This is a genomic window from Larkinella fluvii (assembly GCF_051857545.1).
GTDB lineage: Bacteria > Bacteroidota > Bacteroidia > Cytophagales > Spirosomataceae > Larkinella.
Map to the genome: position 1 here is coordinate 24,177 of NZ_JBPZHB010000016.1, position 21,642 is coordinate 45,818.

Sequence of the window (21,642 nt, forward strand, 5' to 3'; positions counted from 1 at the left end):
CGCCACCTGTTTTATACCAAACATCGGCATAAACAAGCCGTTCGATAACCAAATATTACTTGGTGTTTTCGGGTATTTACCGATGACTATTTTTTGAACTTTTTTTTAAACGGTAGGCTCTATTGATTGAAAAAGAATCAATAGAGTTGTAATTTTGTTATTTCATCGACGGAAAAATTTTCACCCACTTAACTAGCTGATCAGTACTATGGTTCAGGAAGACAAGAAAAGGTACTCGGAGGAGGAGCTAAAAGAGTTTGAGGTGCTGATTAGCCAGAAGTTAGAAGCATCCCGAAACGAGCTGAATTACATCAAGGAAACGCTTAGTAAACGCAACGACAGTGGAACGGATAATACATCAGGTACATCCAAATTACTGGAAGATGGTGCCGACACCAGTGAGCGCGAAAACCTGAGCCAACTGGCGGCCCGTCAGCAGAAATTTATTCAGCAACTGGAATCAGCTTTGGTGCGGATCAAAAACGGAACCTATGGCATTTGCATCGATACCGGCCGGCTGATTCCGAAAGAACGGTTGCGCGCCGTTCCACATACCCAACAGACGATCGAAGCAAAACTGAAACGGACGTAGTTCTGCTCAACCTACGTCAGGACAGAATTCCTCATACATCACCCGCTTCACGAATGAAGCGGGATTTTTTTTGTACACTCATGATGACTATTTCGTATTTTTTCGTCCAACAAACAGACACTGCCTAAAAAACCGGTTCTGCTAAAAAAAATTCCAAACAAAATAGGCTATAATTGGTAACTACTAGAGCAGTCATTACTACCAAACCGCCATGTTAGAGAAATTAGAAGAAATCAGGGAAGGCATCTTTAAATACCTAGAAGCGCGGATTGAGTTATTCAAACTGGAAACGCGCAATCAGGTTGAAAACATTGCCCTGAAAGCGGTACACGGAATTGTACTGGGGTTTTTAGCGACTATCACGACCATCTTTCTATTCTCCCTCTTAGCGGCTTATCTCAATGAAGTACTGGATAGTCGCTATCAGGGATTTCTAATTGTGGCCGGTTTTTTTCTGCTGCTGACGCTGATCTGGGCCTTTGCCAAGGGACCGGTAGAGGGGATGCTGCGGAAGATGACCTACAATATGCTTAAAAATGCCCAGGAGAAAAAAGCCGAGGAACGGGCCGAAACCATCCAGGATTTGATGGATCAAACGCGGGAATCGCTCAACGAGAGCGGCCCGATAAAGGAATAAAACGTTTATTTGCCCTCGAATACTAACTAAGTAGTGAGCTTTATCATAAGTCAATCCATTTTTTTACTAATTTTAGAACGCTCTTTTTTATGGATACGAATGTGCCCTTTTCAGATACCTCGGCCCGTCGGGCTGAGTTGATGGAAGCCACCGAGCAGTATAAAAGTTCGATTGAGTCCAACGTCAAGGCACTAAAAGAGGATGCCGCAGAAGTCGGCAAAACCGTGGCGTTGGTGGCTGGAGTTTGTCTGGCCGTCTATGTGGTTGCCAGCATTGTGTTGCCAAAGTCTGATAAACCGGATCTGGAATACGATGACGACGACTACGAGGAGGCCGATGACTATGCCGGTGGCAGCACCCGGGCGCATGTGCGACGGGCCGCTAAAGCCGCAGAGGAAGCTCCTGCCCGATCGGCAATCGGTGGTGCTATTACCGGGATCGTAACGTCTATTCTGACGAATCTCGCCCGGCAGCAGGTTACTGATTTTATTTCGCGTTTACGTCAGAATAATGCAACCACACAACCAGAACCAGGCCAGTACCCGTAACGTATTAAACACCCTGTACAGCCGCAAGGAAACAGGGCAAAAGTCATTTGCTGTCTTGCTCGACCCGGATAAGATCGAGCAAGATTCGTTTAAGGACCTGCTGATTCGGAGTGTTGAAAACCGGGTTGACTTCTTTTTTGTGGGTGGTAGTCTGATTACCAACTTCATTCTGCGCGAAGTCATTGAAACCATTCGTACGTATACCCCTATTCCGGCGATTCTCTTCCCCGGCAATAGCCTTCATATTGAACCCAGCGCCGATGCCATTTTGCTGCTTTCGCTGATCTCGGGCCGAAATCCGGAGTTTTTGATCGGCCAGCACGTCATTGCGGCTCCTCTTTTAAAAAGAAGCGGTTTGGAAATCCTGCCCACGGGCTACATGCTGGTCGATAGCGGGGTGCAAACCACGGTGTCATACATCAGCAACACCACGCCTTTGCCCTACGACAAACCCGGCGTTGCGGCCTGTACGGCGATGGCGGGCGAAATGCTCGGCCTGAAGTTGATTTACATGGACGCGGGCAGTGGCGCCCGTCGCCCGGTTTCGCCAGAAATGATTGCTGCCGTACGCAGTTGTGTCGATACGCCCATTATTGTCGGGGGAGGTATCAACTCCGTAGAACGGGCCCAGGCGGCTCTGCAAGCCGGTGCGGACGTCATTGTGGTAGGCAATGGCATTGAGAAAAATCCGGAACTGTTGCCGGAAATCGCAGCCGCGGTTCAGGATGTAAACCGGCAGTTGGCCTAACAAATACTAAAAAGCGGGGCGCAAAGACCGGAAGGAATTAACTCCTTCAGTCTTTGCGCCCCGCTTTTTAGTATTTCGTCTATTCGTTACACATTCATCAGCGACTCCCGACGGCGCATCTTCCCGGCCGGAATCCCGAACATCATCTTGAACCGGCGGCAGAAATAAGCCGTGTCTTTGTAACCCACTTCGGCGCCGATGGCCCGGATGCTTTTCTTCGACGTCCGGAGCAGCCCGACGGCGGCTTCCATCCGTTGGTATTCGATGTAATCCTGCGGATTGATCCCAGTCAGCATTTTAAAATACTGCCCAACGTAATCTTCCGACACGTTGGCGACGTTGGCCAGCACCTTGTTCGACAAATCACCGCCCAAATTGTCTTTGATGTAGGCGAAGATGTCGATCAGGCGCGGATCTTTGAAATACGTGCTGTTGGTCACCAACTGCTCGACGAACAGGCGGTTTTTCAGAATGTACCGAATGACTTCGATAACAATTTCTTCGGTCTTGATCTTGATGATCCTGCCTTTACCCGCCGTATCCAGCATTTCTTCAGCCAGAATCTGGTTGATGGTCTGAACCAGCGCATCTTCCCGTTTGATGATAAACGGCGGCACATCCAGCGAGTTGAAGAAGTTCACCGAGTCGAATACCTTGGCTTCGAACGACACGTAACCGAACGAGTTCGGCATGTTGGCGATTTTCTGCGGATCGCGGTTGGCTTCAAAATACAGCTCCCGATGAATCATGAATTCTTCGTTGGAGACGGTTTTTGGGTGAGAAGCGTCGCCGTACGTGACGGTAATGTGCTTACCGCCCGGAATAAACAGCATGTCGCCGGTTTCCACCTTCACTTTTTCTTCGCCGAACGATACCTCGCCGTTATACAGAACGGTCAACGTATTTTCGACATCGTAATAGTTTTTGATGGTTATGGGCTGTAAAATGCGGATGTTTCTGGCCTTGATGAACTTCACACCCAGCGATTCGATAATCTTATTATAGTCTTCCATATGGGGAAAGTGATGTATCTACATGATAATAATTGCAAAGTTGCACAAAACTAATAAATTGTACAAATCTAATACAACATTCGTTCTTGCGAAAAGATAAAAAAAATAGCGCGATACCAATAAAGTATCGCGCGTGTTTTTTGAAAAAATTGTGCTAGCGGTAAAAAAGTTCTATTTAAGCAGCTCCCGGGCGATCACTAATTTTTGGATTTCGGACGTACCTTCATAAATCTGGGTGATCTTGGCATCGCGCATCAACCGCTCTACGTGATACTCTTTTACGTAGCCATAGCCGCCATGAATCTGAACGGCTTCGGTGGTGGCCCACATCGCAACATCCGACGCAAACAGTTTGGCCATAGCGGCTGCCTGCACATAATCCTTGTGTTCGTCCTTCAGGCGGGCGGCTTTGTAAACCAGCAAGCGGGCGGCTTCAATTTTCGTCGCCATTTCGGCGAGTTTAAACTGAATGGCCTGATGATCAAAGATTTTCTTTCCAAACGACTGCCGTTCCTGCGCATACGCCAACGCCAGCTCGTAGGCACCGGACGCAATGCCGAGGGCCTGGGCGGCAATGCCGATGCGGCCGCCGTTCAGGGTTGACATGGCAAATTTGAAACCAAAACCGTCGTCGCCAATCCGGTTTTCTTTCGGCACGTGTACATCCGTAAACATGAGCGAGTGCGTGTCCGACGCCCGGATGCCCATTTTGTCTTCTTTTTTCCCGACGACGAAACCGTCCAGCCCTTTTTCGACAATCAGGCAGTTAATACCCCGGTGTTTTTTTTCTACATCAGTTTGTGCCATCACGAGGCAAACTTCCGATGAGCCACCGTTCGTAATCCAGTTTTTTGTACCGTTCAAAACATAATGATCACCGTGGTCGATCGCCGTGGTGTGTTGCGACGTTGCATCCGACCCCGCTTCCGGTTCCGAAAGGCAAAAGGCCCCAATAATTTCGCCCGTAGCCAGTCTCGTCAGGTATTTCTGTTTTTGATCTTCCGTTCCGAAGGCTTCCAGACCCCAGCAAACCAGCGAATTATTGACCGACATGACGACGGAACACGAGGCATCGACTTTGGAAATTTCTTCCATTGCGATCACGTACGAAACCGTATCCATCCCGCCACCGCCGTAGTCTGGCGACACCATCATGCCCAGAAATCCCAGCTCGCCCATGCGCCGAACCTGCTCGGTGGGGAATTTGGCGGACGTATCGCGCTCGATGACGCCGGGCAGCAGTTCGGTTTGCGCAAAATCCCGCGCGGCTTCCTGCACGGCCAGGTGTTCTTCAGTCAGGTTAAAATTCAGTCCGGATAGGTCGAGTGTGGAGGATGGCATGTTGTGAAGTGGTTAAATTGGGAATAGAATACGCAAAAATAGCGGCTCAGGGCATAATGACTAATTTTCCCATCACCTGTCGGTTCATCATTTCAGTGAGGGCCTGCGCAACTTTCTCAAGTGGATATTCCGCCTGAATGTGCGGTTTCATCTGCCCCCTTTCATAAAACGTCAATAACTCCCGAACATTTTTAAAATTGTCTTTCGGTTGTTTTTCGGCAAACGCGCCCCAGAACACGCCAACGACCGAACAGCCTTTTAGCAGGGGCAAATTGAGCGGAATCGCCGGAATCTGACCAGCCGCAAAGCCTACGACCAAATACCGCCCGCGCCAACTGACGGAGCGCAAAGCCGCTTCGGTGAGGCTACCACCAACGGGATCGTACACCACATCGACACCCTGCCCGCCGGTCATTTCCTTCAGTCGTTCGCGCAGGTCTTCGCGGCTGTAATTAATCGTATCACTAGCTCCGGTTTGTCGGCAGAGTTCCAGCTTTTCGTCGGTCGAAGCGGCTGCAATGACTTTCGCGCCCATAATCCGGCCCAGTTCAACGGCGGCCAGGCCAACGCCCCCGGCGGCACCCAACACCAGCAGGGTTTCGCCGGGTTGCAGATGGGCGCGGTCTTTCAACGCGTGGTATGACGTGCCGTAGGTGTACATGAGCGAGGCTGCGGTGACAAAATCCATGCCCGGCGGAATTGGAAAAGTCTTGAAACCGTCGGCCAGCACCTCTTCGGCAAAACCGCCCCAGCCGGTGAGGGCAAAGACGTTATCACCCGGTTTCAGGTGCGGGATGCCTTCGCCCACTTCTTTGACCACACCGGCCACCTCACCACCGGGCGAGAACGGAAACGGCGGTTTGAACTGGTATTTCCCCTGAATCATCAGCGTGTCGGGAAAATTCACCCCGCAGGCTTTCACCTGAATCACCAGCTTGCCCGGGGCTGCTTTCGGCGAAGCGGTTTCTTCCACGGTCAGGGTTTCGGGCGGGCCATACTGATGGCAGAGGACGGCTTTCATGGGTTACATCATTTTTTGGTGTTCAATGGATTGTATGCCTTTTCGGGCCAGCGCCTGAACGCCCGCCAGCAAGCCCGCAAACCGGTGGTCTTGGGTCAAACCCTTTTGGTAGCGGGTGTAAATTTGCTGCATCACCACCGAGTTTTTGAATAACCCAAAGATATAGTAGTACAGAATGCCTGACAAGTCGCGGCCACTGCCTGCGGCATAGCGATCGGCGAATTCCTGACGGGTCAGATTGCCGGGCAACCACGTCAGATTAAACGACTTCTCAAACGGGCCGTCGTTGCTTTCTGCCCAATAGGAGAGGGCGGTTCCGACATCCATGAGCGGGTCGCCCACGGTACACATTTCCCAATCCAAAACCGCCCGAAGGTCGGTCAGGTCATCCGGATTCAGAACGACGTTGTCGTATTTGTAGTCGTTATGCAGTAAGGTCGGCGGATTTTCGGGCGGCAGATGAGCCATCAGCCAACGGGCCAAAGCGTCCATGTCGGGCAAATCATCGGTTTGGGAATTTACGTAGCGACGGTGCCAGCCTTCCACCTGCCGACGAACGTAACCTTCCGGTTTTCCCAACTGAATCAGACCGGTTTTCTGAATATCGAGTGCGTGCAATTGAACCAAGTTGTCGACCAGTGATTCGGACGCGCGACGCCATGTTTCGGCTGGAAGATTCAGTTTCGGCGCGGTATGTGCCCGCAGAATGATGCCGGAAACCCGCTTCATGACGTAAAACGGGCAACCCAAAACCGCTTCAGCGTCGCAGAATACCACCGGTTCCGGAATTTTCGGGTAACCCGCCGACTGGAGTAACGACAAAACCCGAAACTCCCGACCCATATCGTGACCGCCTTTGATCGTTGCGCCAAATGGCGGTCGACGGAGGACATACGCCTGCGGGTCGGTTTTGAGCAGATACGTCAGGTTGGAATACCCGCCGGGGAATTGCTCGCAAGCCGTAATGGTTCCGAAACCGGGAACCGTATCGTTTAAATAAGCCGTCAACGCGGCCAGATCGAGTTCTTCACCGGGCCGTATCGTTGTAGCAGAATCGGGTTTCAGCTCAGCCATTTTTCTTTTTCGTGTCTAAACCGTACTCTTTCAAAATGCTCCGCGCCAGGGCCGATTTATGCACTTCGTCGGCGCCGTCGTAAATCCGCGCCCCGCGTTCGTGCCGGTAATACCACGCCAGCAGAAGGTCATCTGTAATGCCCATGGCACCAAACGTCTGAATGGCTCGGTCGACCACTTTCAGCATGGTATTGGCGACAAAAAATTTGATGGCCGAAATCTCATTGCGCACGCTGGCGGCTCCGAAACGGTCGATGTTGTGGGCCGTTCGTAACACCATCAGCCGGGCGGCATCGATTTCGGCGCGGCTTTCGGCAATGAATCCCTGAATAAACTGCTTTTCGCCCAACCGAACGCCCGGTTCGATTTCGCGCGTGGCGGCCCGGCGGCACATCAGATCGAAACAGCGTTCACTGATGCCGATCCAGCGCATGCAGTGGTGAATCCGGCCCGGCCCCAGCCGTTCCTGCGCCAGCACAAAGCCCAGTCCTTCGCCCCCGATGCGGTTTTCGACCGGTACCCGCACGTTTTCGTAAACCACTTCCGAATGACTGCCCCAGTGGTCGCCCGAATCACCCATGATGGAAATGTTGCGGACGAGCCGAAAACCGGGTGCGTCGGTGGGCACCAGAATCATACTGGCCCGGCGGTGGGGCGCGGCATCGGGCGTTGTGACGGCCATGACGATGGCAAAAGCCGCGCCGTCGGCGGAGGACGTAAACCATTTGTGACCGTTGATGACATACGCGTTGCCGTCCAGGATAGCGGTTGTTCCGAGTTGCGTGGGGTTGGAGCCGGCAAATTCCGGTTCGGTCATCGAAAAACAGGAACGAATCCGGCCTTCCCGGAGCGGTTTCAGAAACCGCTGTTTCAGTTCATCGGACGCGTGTTTGTGCAGCAGTTCCATGTTCCCAATGTCCGGAGCCTGGCAATTGAAGGTATAATGCCCGAACGGACTGGTGGCTAGTACCTCGCTAACTTGCCCGAATTCACACAACGTCAGGCCCAAACCTCCTTCGTCCACACCGTGTTGCAAGCCCCACAAACCGGCTTTTTTGACCAGATCCCGTTTTTGATCCAGAACCGTAGCGACTTTGGAAAAAGGCCCGGTCAGGTGCCCGGCGGTTTCGAGCGGGATGATTTCGGTTTCAATAAAGGCCCGAATGCGGGGCACGAGGTCGCGGGTTCGGTCGGTGGCGAAAAGATCTTCCATGCTTTTAGTTAAAAACGACAATCAAAACCGCGCCGGTTACCATAATAACCGCGCCGATGAGTTTTTGAACAATGTTCTGCTCTTTAAAAAACTGATAGCCGAACAGGACGTTGAGCAGGGCCGAGGTTTGGAACAAGGCGAGTACATAGCCCACCTGCATACCGCCAAAGGCCGTATTGGTCGAAAACTGCATCAATCCCGTTGCTACAAACAGCGCGGCATAGGTCCCTTTGTGGGCAGAAAAGACCCGGATCTGTTCGTTCCAGCGACTGCGCAGCGTCAGCAATACCCAACTGAAGGAGAACAGAAAACCCAGCACGCACCAGAGCACAAAGGTGGTCATGAGCGTGGACAAGAGCATGGCGCGTTTGATGAAAATCGCTTCGATGGCCGAGCAAACCAGCGCGATCAGACGAAACTGAATTTCCGGTTTTTTCAGAATGTCCAGCGAGAAACCGCGCCCGCGCTGGCCGGAACCCAAAACCACGTAACTCCCGGCCACAATCAGCAGGACGCCCACCACACCCATCCAACTGGGTATTTCGTTGAGTAACAGAATGCCCAGCACCAGGCTGACGACGGATTTGTAGGCATTGACCGGGCCGAGAACGGACAATTCGCCGGTTCGGATGGCTTTGATCAGGAGGACATTTCCCAGGACGCCGATCAGGTTGAAAACGAGCACATCCCACCAGAATGCCGGGGGCAGATTGGCCAGGGCCAGGTCAGACCAGAACGGGATTGTTAATATGCATAAAAAGCCATAGGTTGCGGAGGAGACAAACAGGGGCTCGGCAGCGCGTTGGGTAAGTTGTTTCTGGAAAACATTCGATAAAGGGCTCGATACAATGCGAACAAGAATGGCAACGGTGGTTAGGGTTAGGGCAAATAACAACATCATAATCGGGTCTACAAATCAGGCTTTCAGGATGCGCTTCCTGCTTTTTATCGGTTTTTGGTTACTGACTTCCCAACTCTGGGCGCAGAAAAAGATCGTGATCACCGTCGATGATCTGCCGGGTGTTACCAGTTACTACCGAACCCCCGAAGGTCGGCTGATCATGAATCAAAAACTGGTCCGGCATTTTCAGACGCACCGCGTTCCGGCTATCGGATTTGTGGTTTCGCAGTGGTTATACCGTGATGGCGCTCCCGATCCAAATCAGGTCAATGTACTAAAATTGTGGCTCGATGCCGGGCTGGAACTGGGAAATCATACGTTTTCGCACAAAGACTATACGGTTATTACGATCCCGGACTACCTGGACGAAGTAATGGGCGGGGAGAAAATAGTCAAACCCCTGGTGGAACAACGCGGAAAACCGTTCCGGTTTTTCCGGCATCCGTTCCTTCGCAAAGGAGAAACGCCCGCTAAAAAAGATTCCCTGGAGCAGTTTCTCGTGCAACATAAATACCGTGAAGCCCCTGTAACGGTCGATAATTATGATTTTCTGTTTTCCCACGCCTACGACAACGCACTGCTGAAAGGCGATACCGCGTCGGCCGCCGAGGTCGGTCGGCAGTATCTGGACTACATGACAGCCTACGTTCGCTACTACGAAGCGCAGTCGGATTCGCTTTTTGGCCGACCCATTCCGCAGACGCTGTTGACGCACGCCAATACGATCAATGCGGTTTACATGGGCGAGTTGTTAACACGGCTTGCGAAAAGCGGTTACACCTTTATTCCGATGGATGAAGCCCTGAACGACGAAGCCTACCGCTCGAAAGATGGTTACATTGGCAAAGGCGGTATTTCGTGGATGCACCGCTGGGCGCTGACGCAGGGCAAAAAAGGCGCGTTTTTCAAAGGTGAACCCGAGGTCCCGGCGATGGTGGCCAAATGGGCCGAAGAAAAGTAGCGGATTCGTCAACCCGCCGTCAATCCACCATCCATCTGCAGTGCCTGCCCGGTACAAAACGCGTTTTCGTCCGAACAGAGCCACAAAATCGCCTGCGCAATTTCCTCCGGTTGGCCGAAACGACCGAGGGGAATCACCTGGCGCATCCGCTTCTCCATTTCGGGCGACCGGCTGATGAGTTCATCGACCATTGCCGAATGCGTATAAACCGGGCAAACCGCATTGACGCGAATATGCTGCCGGGCGTATTCCAGAGCCGCCGTTTTGGTCAGACCCAGAACACCGTGTTTGGCCGCGCTGTAGGGGCCGCCTTTGATCATGCCCCGAACGCCCGCAATCGATGAGAGGTTGACGATTTTCCCGCCACCCTGCACCAGCATTTGCCGGATTTCAAACTGCATGCAGTAGAAAACGCCACTCAGGTTGACGGACAGCATCCGGTTCCAGTCGTCGAAGGTCTGGTCGGCCAGCCGGGCGTAGGCACCACCGATTCCGGCGTTGTTGATGCCGATGTCCAGTCGCCCGAACTGTTCGACGGTTTGCCGAACAGCCGCTTCGACATCTTCCGGATTTGCCACGTTGCAGGCTATAAACCGGGCTTCCGCGCCTTTGAATTCGGTAATTTCCGCCACGGTTTGTTGTCCACCGGTTTCGTCGATGTCCGCCACCATGACCTGCGCCCCGGCCTGTGCGAACGCCAAGGCCGTCGCCCGCCCGATGCCGGAACCGGCTCCGGTGATGAATGCAACCTGATTCGAAAAGTTGGCCATTGTTCGATCCTATTCCCGGATTGCATCCGGGGTTATCCATGAGTCAGCCCTTCGGGCTTTTTTGGTCAAAAAGCGTTGTGGGACAATTCAATGTCTATAAGTTCCGATTCATCCGGACATACTGCCTTTACCACCAAAACAGCTTTGTTTTGCTGGCGGCTTTCCACCAACTTTGAACCACCATGCGTACCCTGATCCGCTACCTCCGCGAACACCTGAAAGCCGACTTTCGCGCCGACTTATATGCCGCAGCCGCTGTGTTTCTGGCGGTTTGCATCAGCATCAATTATTACCTTGATTTTGAGGATAGTTACATCGACGCTTATCGGGGCGAAAACGTCCGGATTCTGTTCTATTTTCTGCTGTATGCTTTTGCCTATTATTCCGGGATGTGGTTATGGACACGCTTTCACCAGCGGCTGGACATCTGGCGACGGCGGGATTTTTGGGTGTATAGTCTGGCGGGTCTGGCGATCTACAGTTGGTACGCCGGTTTTTACGGATTCAATGACTGGAGTCACGCGGTTTTTGACGGTCAGATTTACCAGTTTGCGTTCTATTGTCTGCGCAACTGGCAGTCGCTGCTGACGGTTTTGCTGCCGTTGCTACTCTTTTACTGGTTTGTCGAAAAAGAATCGAACGGTTTTTACGGCATGCGGCCGAAATGGAAAGGACTGCAAATCTATTTTGTGCTGCTGCTGTGCATGGTGCCGCTGATTACGTACGCGTCTTTCCAGCCGTCTTTTCTGGAGTCGTATCCAACCTACCGCGACACCAACGCCAACGAGTTTTTCAACGTGCCGGAATGGGTAACAGCTTTGGTGTATGAACTGGCCTACGGCTGGGATTTTGTGCCGACGGAGTTGATGTTTCGCGGTTTTCTGGTGATCGGCATGGCGCGGATTCTGGGCCGGGGCACGGTTTTCCCAATGGTTATCACCTATGCTTTCATTCACTTCGGAAAACCGCCCGGCGAAACGATCAGCTCCATTTTTGGCGGCTACATTCTGGGCGTTATTGCGCTCCAAACCCGCAGCATCTGGGGCGGCATTATCATTCACCTGGGCGTGGCCTGGCTCATGGAACTGACGGCTTTTTTGCAGTTGGGGTTGGGGAAATAAGCCCGGTTTCTTGCGATTTGGCCCATTTCCACGAAATTGCGATCCATGAAATTTCTTCTTCTGTTCCTGTTTCTACTCCCGTATCCGCTCTACAGCCAGTCGAATGGGGTCGGATTGGGGCCGTTTCGAATTGGGATCACGACGCCTGACGCTTTGCAGCAGGCCGGTTTTCAGGAACAGGAGCTGGTGGTTGTCAAGGGAACGCTCGCCTTGCCCTGCACGAGTATTCGCGTTTTTAAAGCCGATTCTGTTGAGGTTCAAGGTATTCTGATTGCGCCATTATTCCTGGTCTTTCACGGAAACCGCTTGTATCGGATTACCTGCGAGTTCGCTGAACCGCTCCAAACGGCTTTCGTTGCCCAACATGGCAAAGGCCAAAAGAGACCGACCAAGCACCTTGCCTTGTGCGACCAGAGCGACGCGAAGCGCCTGGTTCTGGAGAGCGAAAGCTGGCAACTGGGTGATTGCGTGGCCCTGGCGATTCGTGCTGTGGGGACCAATGGCCGTTGTGAGCCAGAGCAAACGTCCCGTCTGACCATCGCCCGTCCGTCCGTCGCAGCCATCACGTCGGAATGTGATCTGGATCATCTGGATCCTTATTTTGAGGAGATTTGAATGAAACGGTAGGCAAAGTTTTTCAACACGATTGAAGAAATGGCTGTCGGGGATTTTGCATTAAAAAGGCATTTCAGTCAGTTGTGTAATTTAGGACAACCACTCCGAGACCTCGCTATGGATCGCATTGCCAAATTTGTAAGTATCGAAAGGGACGCAGCTTATCTGATCGGTTTTGACAAAGGAGAAGAAAAGGTGGTTGCCAGCCTTTTAAAGAAACTCGATTACAGTCTTGAACAAATAGCCGACATTGCGAGAGTACCGGTCGAATTTGTAAAAGGTGTTCAGCAGAAGTTTTCTGCCGATAAATAGTCTCTTTTTAACGCAAACTGTGAGATTATTGACCCCGGAGGGGTCAGATGTTAATAGCAAATCGGTATTTCAAGAGCTCCAGGCGTGCCGGAGGTACGCGATATAGGCTTAGTTGCGTACCTCCGGCACGCCTGGAGTTCTTAAAATACCGATTTGCTATTAACATTACGTGCCGCTGGCACTTAAACAACTGTCAGGCATGCGCATCGTCTCATAGTTGGCGTTCTTTTTACTATTTACAAGCTTCCGGGGGTGTTGAATTTCTTCAGTTTCAACTACTTCCCTTCCCCCGACAACGGCACCAGCTTCGCCGACAGATCCGGGGTTTTCATCGCGGCATCGAAGGGAAACATCGGTCGTTTGATCCGTTTGTACGGTAATCGCGCCAAATCCTGATCAACGCCCCCGGGTGTCAGCGCCATGATCCAGTCGGCCTGCATGGCGTACAGTTCCGGCTCAAGATAGCCGATTTTGACGACGACAATGTCCGATTTACGGGGATTCAGGCCCAAGCGGGTGAAGTCGATTTCCTTGTGATACGGTTTTCGTTTTTGGGTGACAATGACATGCACGCTCCCTACTTTCACGACCACCTCAACTTCTGCGTTGATATCGCCCTTTACAATGGCTTCGACGGTGCCCTTCAGCGGAACCGGCGGAGCAAACCGGGCATCGACCCGCGCACCCGCAACGCCTTCCACCTGTCCACCAATGCCCGCAGCCATCGCCTTTTTCACCAGTTCCGGATCGGGAATCGAAGCGTAGATCAAGGACGGGCCATCCGCCCGATGAAATTCCGGACGCGCCAGAATCTGTGTAAGCGTCCAGGTGACGTCACCGGCACCACCCGCCGTCGGGTTGTCGCCGGTATCGCTGATGAAAAAAGGATGCTTCTGGCTGACTAAAGCTTTTGCCAGAACGTCTTCCAGTTTGCCCGTCGGGGCAACGAAATCGAATTCGTTCCGGACCTTCCAGAACGCCTGCGCCAGTTTTTCGGCCGTTTGAATGACTTTGGTTTTATCATCACCGACCGCCATCACCACGGCATGGTTGCGGGGTTCATCCGCCCAGGCGTAACCGATCCAGATGGCCGCATCGACAATGCCAGTCTGGTGGTCGGCCAGGGGAGCCACCTGTTGATACAGACTTTTGCCGGGTTCGATACGCGTACTCGTTTTTTCGCCCGGCAACAGAATCGGGATCGGAATCCAGGCTTTGTAGGCCGGTTTTCCCTTGCCGCTTTTGATGCGCTCCAACAGGTTGACGACGGCCCGTTCTTTGGTTTGCATGGCATCCTCGTGCGGAGCCATCCGGTAGCAAGTCATCAGGTCGGTGTTTTGGGCCAGCCGCCACGACACGTTGCCGTGCAAATCCATGGAGGTGGAAATGAGCGTTTTATAGCCGATTACTTGGCGGATTCGGGTAATGAAATCGCCTTCCGGGTCGTCCAGCCCCTTGACGCTCATGGCTCCGTGAATATCAAAATACAACCCGTCGTAGGGGCCGTATTTTTTGAGCGAATCCAGCGTTTTGCTGACCAGCGATTCGTAGGCTTCCCGCGTCACGGCTCCGCCCGGCAGCGATTTTCCGACGATGGTGGGAACCCAAACCGCTTGTTTGCGCAGGGGCGAAATCGGCATCATAAACGGGTAGGCGTTGTAGATCTCCCCACCGTAGCGGGCGTGAAAAGCTTCTTCGTGCGTAACGGCCGGGGAAAAGGTGCTGGATTCGATGCCTAGTCCGGCGATGGCGATGCGGGGTAACTTCGGCGCACCAGTGCTGTTGGTCGGTTGGGCAAATGTGGCCTGAGCCACCAAAAGCCAAACTGCCACGAAGAAGAGTTGTTTCATAGTTACAAGTTAAATCATTTCGCCCATCTTTAAAATTTCTGGCTGAATCTGTCTTTTAGCTACTATAAATTCAACCTGTCGTTCAATTTTCTGGCACGATATGAGCCGTTTTAACTATTTTTAGAAGGTCGCTGACTGCGATAAACCGACGATCATGGCAAAAAATAAAACAACGGAAACCGAGCATAGCGTATCCGCTTATCTGAATGCAATTGCGAATGAGAAGCGACGCAGCGATTGCACGGAACTGGTTGCCTTATTCACCGCACAAACCGGGCTTGAACCTAAAATGTGGGGCGCGGGGATTGTCGGCTTCGGCAGTTACCATTACAAATACGAGAGCGGACATGAAGGTGACGCTCCGCTGATTGGGCTCGCTTCCCGTGCCAATGCCATTACCCTGTACATGGCTTCCGATTTCGATGAGAAAGAGCTATTGTTACAACAGTTTGGCAAGCACAAAACCGGGAAAGGCTGTATTTACATCCAAAAACTGGAGGACATTGACACGGGTGTCCTGGGCCAAATGGTGCAGAATTCGGTGGAATACCTGAAAGATCGGTATCAAACCACCTGATCGTTTTTCGCTTCGCAGTAATAAACTGACCCGTTGGTAAAACGGAATACAGCCTTCAGTCACTTAAACGCCGGTTTTCTCCGCAGGAAAACAAAACCGGCTTCCTCCCGAATAATTTCCAGATTCGGATGATAGCGGTACTGATCAATGTTGATGTTGCGGGTGACGAAAAAAGCCGGTTTATCGACCGAGCCGTTGATCAGCCAGTCCTCCCGGTAGCTGTTGGGGTTGGTCGGCGGTTGTTTCCGAAAATAAAACAGGTGGGCGTAGCTTTTGTAACCGATGGGTTCAATGTACACATCCTGTCCCTGTTTGGCTTCGTAAAAATCAATGACCGCGCCCTGCGTATACCGTTCAATTTTGGGAACAATCGCCGGTAACACAAACCACAATAAAACCGGGGTCGCTAGGAACAACGTCACCACACTGCCGACGGGCCGTTTTTGCCGGAGTACTAACAAACCCAAAATGATCAGCCCATAAACCGTTCCGATGATCCATTCCCAGCCCTGCCATTCGACGGGGGCGGTCAGGTTGGCGGCCGCAAACCGGTCTTTGATGTACGGGATCAGTTCGGCGGCATTCATTCCGACCAGCGGCAAGGCCGTAATCAGGAGGGCCAATACGCCACCAATGACGGCAATACCGATGGTTAGCCAGCGGTTCCATTTCAAAGCCCCATTCAGATATTGGTACAAAACCGTAGCGGCCAGGTAGGAAACCGGAAACCACGCCATCGACGAATAGTGGACGATTTTGGTTTTAACGATGGAGAATAAAATCATCACGACCCAAAACAGAATGATCATCCAGCGCCGAAATGAAACCGCTCGTTCAGATTTTAACGGTCCGGTGTTTCGGTCTGAACGGTTTTCTGTCGCGGATTTGTAATCCGCAATGGATTCTGGTATTGGAACTGCGGATTGCAAATCCGAACGAGAATCCGCAAAAAAACCGCGAATCGCCAGCAGTGACATTGGAAAACAGCCCAGCAAAACCACCACAAAATGATAGTAAAACGGTTGTTGGTGGCCCGCGTCGGGCGTGGAGAACAGCCGGATCTGGTAGCGGAAAAATTCTTCGAAAAACCAGAAACCGTTCTTGACCAGTTCCAGACCAAACCAGACCGACGCCACGGCCAGCCCGCAACCAAAGAACAACAAACCGTTCAGAAAGCTGAGGATCGGACGAAACCGCTGAATGGCCCAGTAGACCAGAAACGTCAGGCCGACCAGCAAACCGCCTACGGGGCCTTTGGTCAACACCGCCAACCCGACGAACAGCCCCGAAAAAGCCGCCAGCCGAGTGGCTTTGGGCGTGCCGTATGCCGAAACCGCCTGCGCGATGAACCAGACACTTAGGAAGATAAACAGGTTAAACGTCGGGTCGATAATACCGGATTTGAAATACAGATGGGGCGTTAAGGAACCGAAATAGGCCAGCGCCCACAGCAGACCAAACCGCTCATCGACACTCTTTTTTCCCACGAAATACAGAACCAGCAGCGTGACAATGCCCATGACGGCATTGGGAAACCGGGCGGCAAACTCGTTGATTCCGAATGCCTTCATGGCCAGCACCTGCAGCCAGAAAAACAGGGGCGGTTTTTCCCAAAACGGCTGAAAGTTGATCTGAACCCGGGTGTAGTTGCCCGTCACGATCATTTCCCGCGCCGACTCGGCAAAATTGATCTCATCCCAGTCGAAGAGGTGAACGCGGCCCAGAAACGGGAAATAGAACAACGCTCCGGCCAGAACCAGCAATACGGGAATAAAACGGGACGGAATTCGGGGCATAGCGTTGGGATTGATTTCGCAAAAGTACAGAAACTAGCCGTTCCGTCGCGCGCTTGCGTGTATCTTTGCGCCATCATTCTAAAAGGCTTTCCATGGCAACTCCAATTCGTATCGGTGTAATCAATGTGTCTGACCGGGCCAGCGCGGGCATTTACGAAGACATTCCCGGCAAAGCCGTGGTGAGTCTGTTGACAAAATACCTGAGTTGTGACTGGGAGCCGGTGTATCGGGTCATTCCCGATGAGCAACCCCAACTGGAAGCCACGATGATCGAACTCGCCGATGTGGAAGGCTGCTGTCTGGTGGTGACGACGGGCGGCACCGGCCCGGCGTTGCGCGACGTAACACCGGAAGCAACCGAAGCGGTTTGTCAGAAAATGATGCCGGGATTTGGTGAGCTGATGCGGCAGGAAAGTCTGAAATACGTGCCGACGGCCATTCTGTCGCGCCAGACCGCCGGGATTCGCAACCAGACGCTGATGCTGAACTTGCCCGGAAAACCGACGGCCATCGAGCAATGTCTGTCGGTGGTTTTTCCGGCCATTCCGTATTGCATCGACCTGATTGGCGGCCCGTTTCTGACGACCAACCCGGACGTTATGAAGGTGTTTCGGCCCAAATCGGCCTGATTAGCTCAATCGAACGTCTTTCATGGTCCGCCCATCCAGTTGCCCTTCGATCCAGTCCATGCCCCGGCTTAGCAAGGCCTGGGTAAAGCGGACGCGGTTGTCGAAGTCGTCGTTGGCGCTTTCGCCTTCGTTCATGAAATCGCGGATGAGCCGGGCGTTGTCGTTGACCTGCAGGTTCATCACGATTTCGTCACTGGCCGTGCGGTATTCGGCAAAGGCGGGCAAGTCGGCGTCGAAATGCTGGTAGAACAGGTGACCGCGGGCGGTTCGGACGGCACACAGAATGCCGCTGCTCCGGCTGGTCGACGGCGAAAGACTGCCTTCCAAACCACGTTTCATCACAATGACGGCATCAAAACCGGCCATGAGTGCCAGTTCCGCCATTTTCATCTGAAAGGGAACCTGAAAAACCGGTGTTACCAGAATCCGGGCGCTGCACGGGTTCATGATTTTTTCGAGCGTCGCTAAAAACGGTCGTTTGAGCATAAGCCGACGGCGGTCGACCCAGCGGTTCAAGGCAGGCGAGAGGGCTTTCTGATCGAGCACCCAGCCAAACGGTTCTGGTGGTGTGTTGATTTCGTGGTTGCTTTGCAACATCTGACACCCCAGGTAGAGATACAGATCGAGGGCATTGAGGGTATATTTCGGCCCCGGTGTTCGGCCAACGACCGACAACGCGCCGTAGCCGCGCTGTTCGAAAAAATGGGCCAGCAGCGGAGTAATCAGGTACGTATGCTCCACGCCATCGAACGGTTCGGCCAGTTGAACCAGCGGACGGTCGACACAGCTCAGTTGCCGAAAACCGGGCGTGATGGTTTCCATGGCGGCATTATAGAAGCCCTTGTATTCGTCGTTGGATTCGATGCGGATGCGCAAAATGTTGATAGCCATGCCTTTGAACGTTTCACAATCGTCGTTCAAAAACAGAAAGTTTCCCAACTGATGGGCTTCGCTGGCGCGGAGAATATGGCCTTTCAGAAGTTTGGTGGCAATGGGAAAGAGGTTTGTGGGCAAATCAGGACATACTTTATTGATAAAAAAGGTCGGATTCAAAAAAGCCCCTTTCCCGAAAATCTGCTCCAGTGAGCGCTCTTCCGGCATCGGGCCTTTCGCCAGCAGAGCCCCCAGAAAAGCACCCTTTTGCAATGGATCGGCGTGGCCCGACACCAACTCCTGTCGGCATTCTTCCATTAAAGCAGGGGGGAGGGGTCGGCGGCCCAACTTGCCGAAACCAATGTGCTGAATACCCCGACCTAAGGCTGTAGTGGTTGGATCAGCAATGGATGGCGTTTGAAGCATAATAATGGAGAACCTTGGATTTCAAGCTGAAATTACGAAAAGAGATACGTTTTGTCGATAACTGAGATTATTTTTAAACTGAAATTTTGATAAATGCCAAATAATTATTGATATAAACCCATTTAGGCAACCTATTTTTTGGGAAATAGGTTGTTTTGCCAAATCGGAAACCTGGATGTGCAGAGCATTTCAGAAATCTGGATAGGCAGGTATATACGTAAAAGAAAAACAATCGAACTATTTACCGATTTGATGTGATTATTTCGAGACTATTTTTGTATGTGCAATTTTTTTGATTAAAGCCGCAACCGCCGATCGTGCCAGCTTTGTGGATTTCGGTCCCAGTGGCGGCTCAGGAGCCAGAAAACGAAAATGGAGGAAACCGTGCCGATCAGCGAGCCAACGTAGACATCTTCCACAAAATGTTGAAAGAGGTATACCCGAGAATAGGCGGTGATGACCGCTAGCACGGCAAAAAACCAGCCCCGGCTTTTGCGATCGTCGAGCAGGGCTAACAGACAAAAAACCGCAAAAGCGGTGGTCGAGTGGCCCGACGGAAAACTGTTGTAACTGTGAATGTCGAGGCCGTCGATGATCCGGTATTGCCAGGGCGAATGTTCGAAATATTTCAACGGGCGCAACGAATCCGAGAAAACGAGCTGCTTCAGTGCGCGGGTAATCAGGGTCGACAGCAGAAACGAGACCGCCCCCATCAGGGCAAACCGGAACGACCGGAACAGGAGAATGATGATGACCAGAACGGAGAAGGCGCCATCGCCCAGGTACGTGACATTCTGAAAAAAAAGATCGGCCAGGGGCGCGTGGTGCCCATTCACCCATTGCATAAGCTCAGTCTTGTTGTAGAGCAGCATCAACACACTGACCGTTGCCAGGCAAAGGAGGTAGACGATGAAAAAAGAACGATTTCTGGATACAATTTCCATAAATAGCAGTATTAACGGGCAGAAATAAGGGAATGGTGTGAAAAAAGATGAATTAGAAAGTATCTTGATGCGGTTTTACACTCGGCGTTATATGAGTCCTGTTTCATTGCCTGGTTTTGTTTCCATACTGCCCACGACAGGCACCTATCGCCGGATTGGCTGGCTTTTTACGGTTGCCTGGGGGGCTTTTATTGTTTTTCGCCGTTTGCTGCGCGAAGGCATGTGGGCCGATGGCCTCACCTACGCGGCCCTTTCCCGCAATATGGCCATCGGAAAAGGGTCATTCTGGTCACCGGTTTTTGCCAGTTCGTTCTGGCTGCCGTTCAACCGGACCGAAACGTTTTACGAACATCCTCCCCTGTTGTTTTACATCCAGTCCTGGTTTTTCAAGCTCCTTGACGATACCTACGTTACCGAACGGGTCTATTGTTTCGTCGTGCTTCTTCTGATCCTTCTTCTGATGGTTCAGTTGTGGCGGCAACTCGTTCCGACCGACCATCCCTTGTACCGCTGGGAATGGTTACCGGTTTTTCTGCTGTTCACGTTTCCGCTTACAGAGTGGACCTATGCGCAAAATTACCTGGACGTAACGATGAGCCTGTTCTGCCTCCTGACCGTCAAATATACGATTGAGGGCTGGCAAAATCCCAAAAAATGGTTTCTAATGGCCTTGCTGGCGGTTTTGGCCTTGCTGGCGGCTTTTCTGACCAAAGGCCCGGTAAGTCTGCACGTGCTGGCGATTCCGGGGCTATACGGCCTGTTTGGCTGCCCAACCCCGCAGCTTGCGAAGGCGACCCGCTGGACATTTTTGCTGATCGGTGGTTTTGCGCTGCTGCTGTCGCTCCTGTTGCTGTATGAACCGGCCCGGATTTTCCTGCATACCTACTTTAACCAGCAGGTGTGGGCGGCCCTGAACGGAAAACGCGAGGTCTACGGTGATACTTCAGGCTCGCTGGGCCGAACATTCATTGTGAAGGTGTTGCTGACCAACCTGGCTCCTGCGCTGGTGCTTCTGGCGATTTTGTGGCTTTTGAACCGGTTCTGGTTGAAATCAAGGGACGCGATTCGTCCGCTTTCGGGAATGATTCGGTTTTATATGGCCCTGGGGCTGGCTTCTACGCTACCCATTATGGCTACCACCAAACAGATCGAATATTACATCGTTCCCGCGCTTCCATATATGGCCCTGGGATTGGGGGCCTGGATAGGGCCACAACTGGTAAAACTCACGTTTCGGTTGCCGAAAACCAGTTTGCGGATCTTCCTGGGGCTGGGATGGATGGCGTGCCTCGGCTCCGGACTCTACGGCATCAGCATTGCCGGAACGCCCTACCACAGCCACCGGGCCATTCTGGCCGATGTTCACACCATCGGATCGGTCGTTCCGTCGAACACTAGGCTGGGGGTTTGCCCGGAAATGATGGCCAGTGTCTTGCTCCATTCATATCTGCAACGCTACCACCGCCTTGAAATGACGACGCTGGCGAAAAAACCGGCCTATTTCCTGGCTGATGCGACGTGCCGTGACGCCCAGCAGCAGCAATTGACCGCTGCCGGCTACCAGCCCGTTGCGGTTTCGATGAAAAGTTACGTCCTCTACCACCGGCCGGCCCCACCCCTCTCAACAAAGAGACTGTAAATTGATAGTTAGTCTTTTAGGATTCAGAAATAGTTCGTAAC

22 protein-coding genes are annotated in these 21,642 nt (G+C 52.4%); 11 read left to right on the forward strand and 11 right to left on the reverse strand.

Features of this window, described 5'->3' with window-relative positions:
- The first annotated feature begins 208 nt into the window (after window positions 1-208).
- From ACS5NO_RS30415 to ACS5NO_RS30430, 4 genes are all read left to right on the forward strand, one after another.
- Window positions 209-592 carry a TraR/DksA family transcriptional regulator gene (locus ACS5NO_RS30415; RefSeq protein WP_114407523.1) on the forward strand — a complete coding sequence of 128 codons (384 nt, stop codon included), beginning with the start codon at window positions 209-211 and terminating at the stop codon, window positions 590-592.
- Window positions 593-803: 211 nt separating this feature from the next.
- Window positions 804-1,229: a phage holin family protein gene (locus tag ACS5NO_RS30420; protein WP_138992924.1), complete on the forward strand. Its 426-nt coding sequence runs from the start codon at window positions 804-806 to the stop codon at window positions 1,227-1,229.
- Between the two features lie 89 nt (window positions 1,230-1,318).
- Window positions 1,319-1,777 carry a hypothetical protein gene (locus ACS5NO_RS30425; protein ID WP_114407521.1) on the forward strand — a complete coding sequence of 153 codons (459 nt, stop codon included), beginning with the start codon at window positions 1,319-1,321 and terminating at the stop codon, window positions 1,775-1,777.
- Window positions 1,740-2,525, forward strand: coding sequence for a phosphoglycerol geranylgeranyltransferase (locus ACS5NO_RS30430; protein ID WP_439418617.1), 786 nt, complete (start codon window positions 1,740-1,742; stop codon window positions 2,523-2,525). The genes ACS5NO_RS30425 and ACS5NO_RS30430 overlap by 38 nt, the downstream gene beginning before the upstream one ends.
- Before the next feature lie 86 nt (window positions 2,526-2,611).
- Here ACS5NO_RS30430 and ACS5NO_RS30435 read toward each other — a convergent pair whose 3' ends face one another.
- The 6 genes from ACS5NO_RS30435 to ACS5NO_RS30460 all read right to left on the reverse strand — a co-directional run bounded on the left by ACS5NO_RS30435 (window position 2,612) and on the right by ACS5NO_RS30460 (window position 9,088).
- Window positions 2,612-3,538: an AraC family transcriptional regulator gene (locus ACS5NO_RS30435; RefSeq protein ID WP_439418618.1), complete on the reverse strand. Its 927-nt coding sequence runs from the start codon at window positions 3,536-3,538 to the stop codon at window positions 2,612-2,614.
- Between the two features lie 171 nt (window positions 3,539-3,709).
- Complete coding sequence (locus ACS5NO_RS30440) at window positions 3,710-4,849, reverse strand: acyl-CoA dehydrogenase (protein ID WP_500684152.1); 1,140 nt, start codon at window positions 4,847-4,849, stop codon at window positions 3,710-3,712.
- A 76-nt stretch (window positions 4,850-4,925) separates the two neighbouring features.
- Window positions 4,926-5,900 (reverse strand): NADPH:quinone oxidoreductase family protein, encoded by a 975-nt coding sequence (locus tag ACS5NO_RS30445; RefSeq protein WP_439418620.1) that lies wholly within the window; start codon window positions 5,898-5,900, stop codon window positions 4,926-4,928.
- Window positions 5,901-5,903: 3 nt separating this feature from the next.
- Window positions 5,904-6,974, reverse strand: a complete 1,071-nt coding sequence (locus tag ACS5NO_RS30450; RefSeq protein WP_439418621.1) for a phosphotransferase family protein — start codon at window positions 6,972-6,974, stop codon at window positions 5,904-5,906.
- The gene (locus ACS5NO_RS30455) at window positions 6,967-8,187 is read right to left on the reverse strand and encodes an acyl-CoA dehydrogenase family protein (RefSeq protein ID WP_439418622.1); all 1,221 of its coding nucleotides are present in this window, start codon (window positions 8,185-8,187) and stop codon (window positions 6,967-6,969) included. The genes ACS5NO_RS30450 and ACS5NO_RS30455 overlap by 8 nt, the downstream gene beginning before the upstream one ends.
- Window positions 8,188-8,191: 4 nt before the next feature.
- The gene (locus ACS5NO_RS30460; RefSeq protein ID WP_439418623.1) at window positions 8,192-9,088 is read right to left on the reverse strand and encodes an EamA family transporter; all 897 of its coding nucleotides are present in this window, start codon (window positions 9,086-9,088) and stop codon (window positions 8,192-8,194) included.
- Window positions 9,089-9,116: 28 nt separating this feature from the next.
- Here ACS5NO_RS30460 and ACS5NO_RS30465 point away from each other — a divergent pair, with 28 nt between their 5' ends.
- Window positions 9,117-10,049: a polysaccharide deacetylase family protein gene (locus ACS5NO_RS30465; protein ID WP_439418624.1), complete on the forward strand. Its 933-nt coding sequence runs from the start codon at window positions 9,117-9,119 to the stop codon at window positions 10,047-10,049.
- Between the two features lie 8 nt (window positions 10,050-10,057).
- On the opposite strand, the gene ACS5NO_RS30470 is transcribed toward ACS5NO_RS30465, so the two are convergent.
- Entirely contained in the window at window positions 10,058-10,819 is a 762-nt protein-coding gene (locus tag ACS5NO_RS30470) for an SDR family NAD(P)-dependent oxidoreductase (protein WP_439418625.1), read from the reverse strand.
- A gap of 182 nt (window positions 10,820-11,001) precedes the next feature.
- On the opposite strand from ACS5NO_RS30470, the gene ACS5NO_RS30475 reads away from it, so the two are divergent.
- From ACS5NO_RS30475 to ACS5NO_RS30485, 3 genes are all read left to right on the forward strand, one after another.
- On the forward strand, window positions 11,002-11,940 hold the full coding sequence (locus ACS5NO_RS30475; protein WP_439418626.1) for a CPBP family intramembrane glutamic endopeptidase: 939 nt from the start codon (window positions 11,002-11,004) through the stop codon (window positions 11,938-11,940).
- Window positions 11,941-11,985: 45 nt separating this feature from the next.
- Window positions 11,986-12,555, forward strand: coding sequence for a hypothetical protein (locus tag ACS5NO_RS30480; protein WP_439418627.1), 570 nt, complete (start codon window positions 11,986-11,988; stop codon window positions 12,553-12,555).
- Between the two features lie 117 nt (window positions 12,556-12,672).
- On the forward strand, window positions 12,673-12,867 hold the full coding sequence (locus ACS5NO_RS30485) for a hypothetical protein (protein ID WP_439418628.1): 195 nt from the start codon (window positions 12,673-12,675) through the stop codon (window positions 12,865-12,867).
- Between the two features lie 275 nt (window positions 12,868-13,142).
- On the opposite strand, the gene ACS5NO_RS30490 is transcribed toward ACS5NO_RS30485, so the two are convergent.
- Entirely contained in the window at window positions 13,143-14,717 is a 1,575-nt protein-coding gene (locus tag ACS5NO_RS30490; protein ID WP_439418629.1) for a M81 family metallopeptidase, read from the reverse strand.
- A 154-nt stretch (window positions 14,718-14,871) separates the two neighbouring features.
- Here ACS5NO_RS30490 and ACS5NO_RS30495 point away from each other — a divergent pair, with 154 nt between their 5' ends.
- Window positions 14,872-15,294 (forward strand): DUF1801 domain-containing protein, encoded by a 423-nt coding sequence (locus ACS5NO_RS30495; RefSeq protein ID WP_439418630.1) that lies wholly within the window; start codon window positions 14,872-14,874, stop codon window positions 15,292-15,294.
- Between the two features lie 59 nt (window positions 15,295-15,353).
- Here the strand turns inward: ACS5NO_RS30495 and ACS5NO_RS30500 are convergent, their stop codons facing one another.
- The gene (locus tag ACS5NO_RS30500) at window positions 15,354-17,090 is read right to left on the reverse strand and encodes an ArnT family glycosyltransferase (RefSeq protein ID WP_439418631.1); all 1,737 of its coding nucleotides are present in this window, start codon (window positions 17,088-17,090) and stop codon (window positions 15,354-15,356) included.
- A 92-nt stretch (window positions 17,091-17,182) separates the two neighbouring features.
- Between ACS5NO_RS30500 and mog the strand changes: the two genes are divergently transcribed.
- The gene (mog, locus tag ACS5NO_RS30505; RefSeq protein ID WP_138992936.1) at window positions 17,183-17,719 is read left to right on the forward strand and encodes a molybdopterin adenylyltransferase; all 537 of its coding nucleotides are present in this window, start codon (window positions 17,183-17,185) and stop codon (window positions 17,717-17,719) included.
- Here the strand turns inward: mog and ACS5NO_RS30510 are convergent, their stop codons facing one another.
- Together ACS5NO_RS30510 and ACS5NO_RS30515 are read right to left on the reverse strand one after the other, a co-directional pair.
- Window positions 17,720-19,018 (reverse strand): anthranilate phosphoribosyltransferase, encoded by a 1,299-nt coding sequence (locus ACS5NO_RS30510; protein ID WP_439418632.1) that lies wholly within the window; start codon window positions 19,016-19,018, stop codon window positions 17,720-17,722.
- Window positions 19,019-19,314: 296 nt separating this feature from the next.
- Window positions 19,315-19,962, reverse strand: coding sequence for a phosphatase PAP2 family protein (locus ACS5NO_RS30515; RefSeq protein ID WP_439418633.1), 648 nt, complete (start codon window positions 19,960-19,962; stop codon window positions 19,315-19,317).
- A 91-nt stretch (window positions 19,963-20,053) separates the two neighbouring features.
- On the opposite strand from ACS5NO_RS30515, the gene ACS5NO_RS30520 reads away from it, so the two are divergent.
- Complete coding sequence (locus ACS5NO_RS30520; protein ID WP_439418634.1) at window positions 20,054-21,601, forward strand: hypothetical protein; 1,548 nt, start codon at window positions 20,054-20,056, stop codon at window positions 21,599-21,601.
- The last annotated feature ends 41 nt before the right edge of the window (window positions 21,602-21,642 follow it).

Excerpts from the sequence above, each read along its gene's own strand:
- ACS5NO_RS30475 (WP_439418626.1), top strand. The coding sequence starts at position 11,002 with ATGCGTACCCTGATCCGCTACCTCCGCGAACACCTGAAAGCCGACTTT.
- ACS5NO_RS30415 (WP_114407523.1), top strand. The coding sequence starts at position 209 with ATGGTTCAGGAAGACAAGAAAAGGTACTCGGAGGAGGAGCTAAAAGAG.
- ACS5NO_RS30430 (WP_439418617.1), top strand. The coding sequence starts at position 1,740 with ATGCAACCACACAACCAGAACCAGGCCAGTACCCGTAACGTATTAAAC.
- ACS5NO_RS30420 (WP_138992924.1), top strand. The coding sequence starts at position 804 with ATGTTAGAGAAATTAGAAGAAATCAGGGAAGGCATCTTTAAATACCTA.
- ACS5NO_RS30500 (WP_439418631.1), bottom strand. The coding sequence starts at position 17,090 with ATGCCCCGAATTCCGTCCCGTTTTATTCCCGTATTGCTGGTTCTGGCC.
- ACS5NO_RS30520 (WP_439418634.1), top strand. The coding sequence starts at position 20,054 with ATGAGTCCTGTTTCATTGCCTGGTTTTGTTTCCATACTGCCCACGACA.
- ACS5NO_RS30445 (WP_439418620.1), bottom strand. The coding sequence starts at position 5,900 with ATGAAAGCCGTCCTCTGCCATCAGTATGGCCCGCCCGAAACCCTGACC.
- ACS5NO_RS30485 (WP_439418628.1), top strand. The coding sequence starts at position 12,673 with ATGGATCGCATTGCCAAATTTGTAAGTATCGAAAGGGACGCAGCTTAT.
- mog (WP_138992936.1), top strand. The coding sequence starts at position 17,183 with ATGGCAACTCCAATTCGTATCGGTGTAATCAATGTGTCTGACCGGGCC.
- ACS5NO_RS30455 (WP_439418622.1), bottom strand. The coding sequence starts at position 8,187 with ATGGAAGATCTTTTCGCCACCGACCGAACCCGCGACCTCGTGCCCCGC.
- ACS5NO_RS30470 (WP_439418625.1), bottom strand. The coding sequence starts at position 10,819 with ATGGCCAACTTTTCGAATCAGGTTGCATTCATCACCGGAGCCGGTTCC.
- ACS5NO_RS30465 (WP_439418624.1), top strand. The coding sequence starts at position 9,117 with ATGCGCTTCCTGCTTTTTATCGGTTTTTGGTTACTGACTTCCCAACTC.
- ACS5NO_RS30450 (WP_439418621.1), bottom strand. The coding sequence starts at position 6,974 with ATGGCTGAGCTGAAACCCGATTCTGCTACAACGATACGGCCCGGTGAA.
- ACS5NO_RS30460 (WP_439418623.1), bottom strand. The coding sequence starts at position 9,088 with ATGATGTTGTTATTTGCCCTAACCCTAACCACCGTTGCCATTCTTGTT.
- ACS5NO_RS30495 (WP_439418630.1), top strand. The coding sequence starts at position 14,872 with ATGGCAAAAAATAAAACAACGGAAACCGAGCATAGCGTATCCGCTTAT.
- ACS5NO_RS30510 (WP_439418632.1), bottom strand. The coding sequence starts at position 19,018 with ATGCTTCAAACGCCATCCATTGCTGATCCAACCACTACAGCCTTAGGT.
- ACS5NO_RS30515 (WP_439418633.1), bottom strand. The coding sequence starts at position 19,962 with ATGGAAATTGTATCCAGAAATCGTTCTTTTTTCATCGTCTACCTCCTT.
- ACS5NO_RS30435 (WP_439418618.1), bottom strand. The coding sequence starts at position 3,538 with ATGGAAGACTATAATAAGATTATCGAATCGCTGGGTGTGAAGTTCATC.
- ACS5NO_RS30425 (WP_114407521.1), top strand. The coding sequence starts at position 1,319 with ATGGATACGAATGTGCCCTTTTCAGATACCTCGGCCCGTCGGGCTGAG.
- ACS5NO_RS30490 (WP_439418629.1), bottom strand. The coding sequence starts at position 14,717 with ATGAAACAACTCTTCTTCGTGGCAGTTTGGCTTTTGGTGGCTCAGGCC.
- ACS5NO_RS30480 (WP_439418627.1), top strand. The coding sequence starts at position 11,986 with ATGAAATTTCTTCTTCTGTTCCTGTTTCTACTCCCGTATCCGCTCTAC.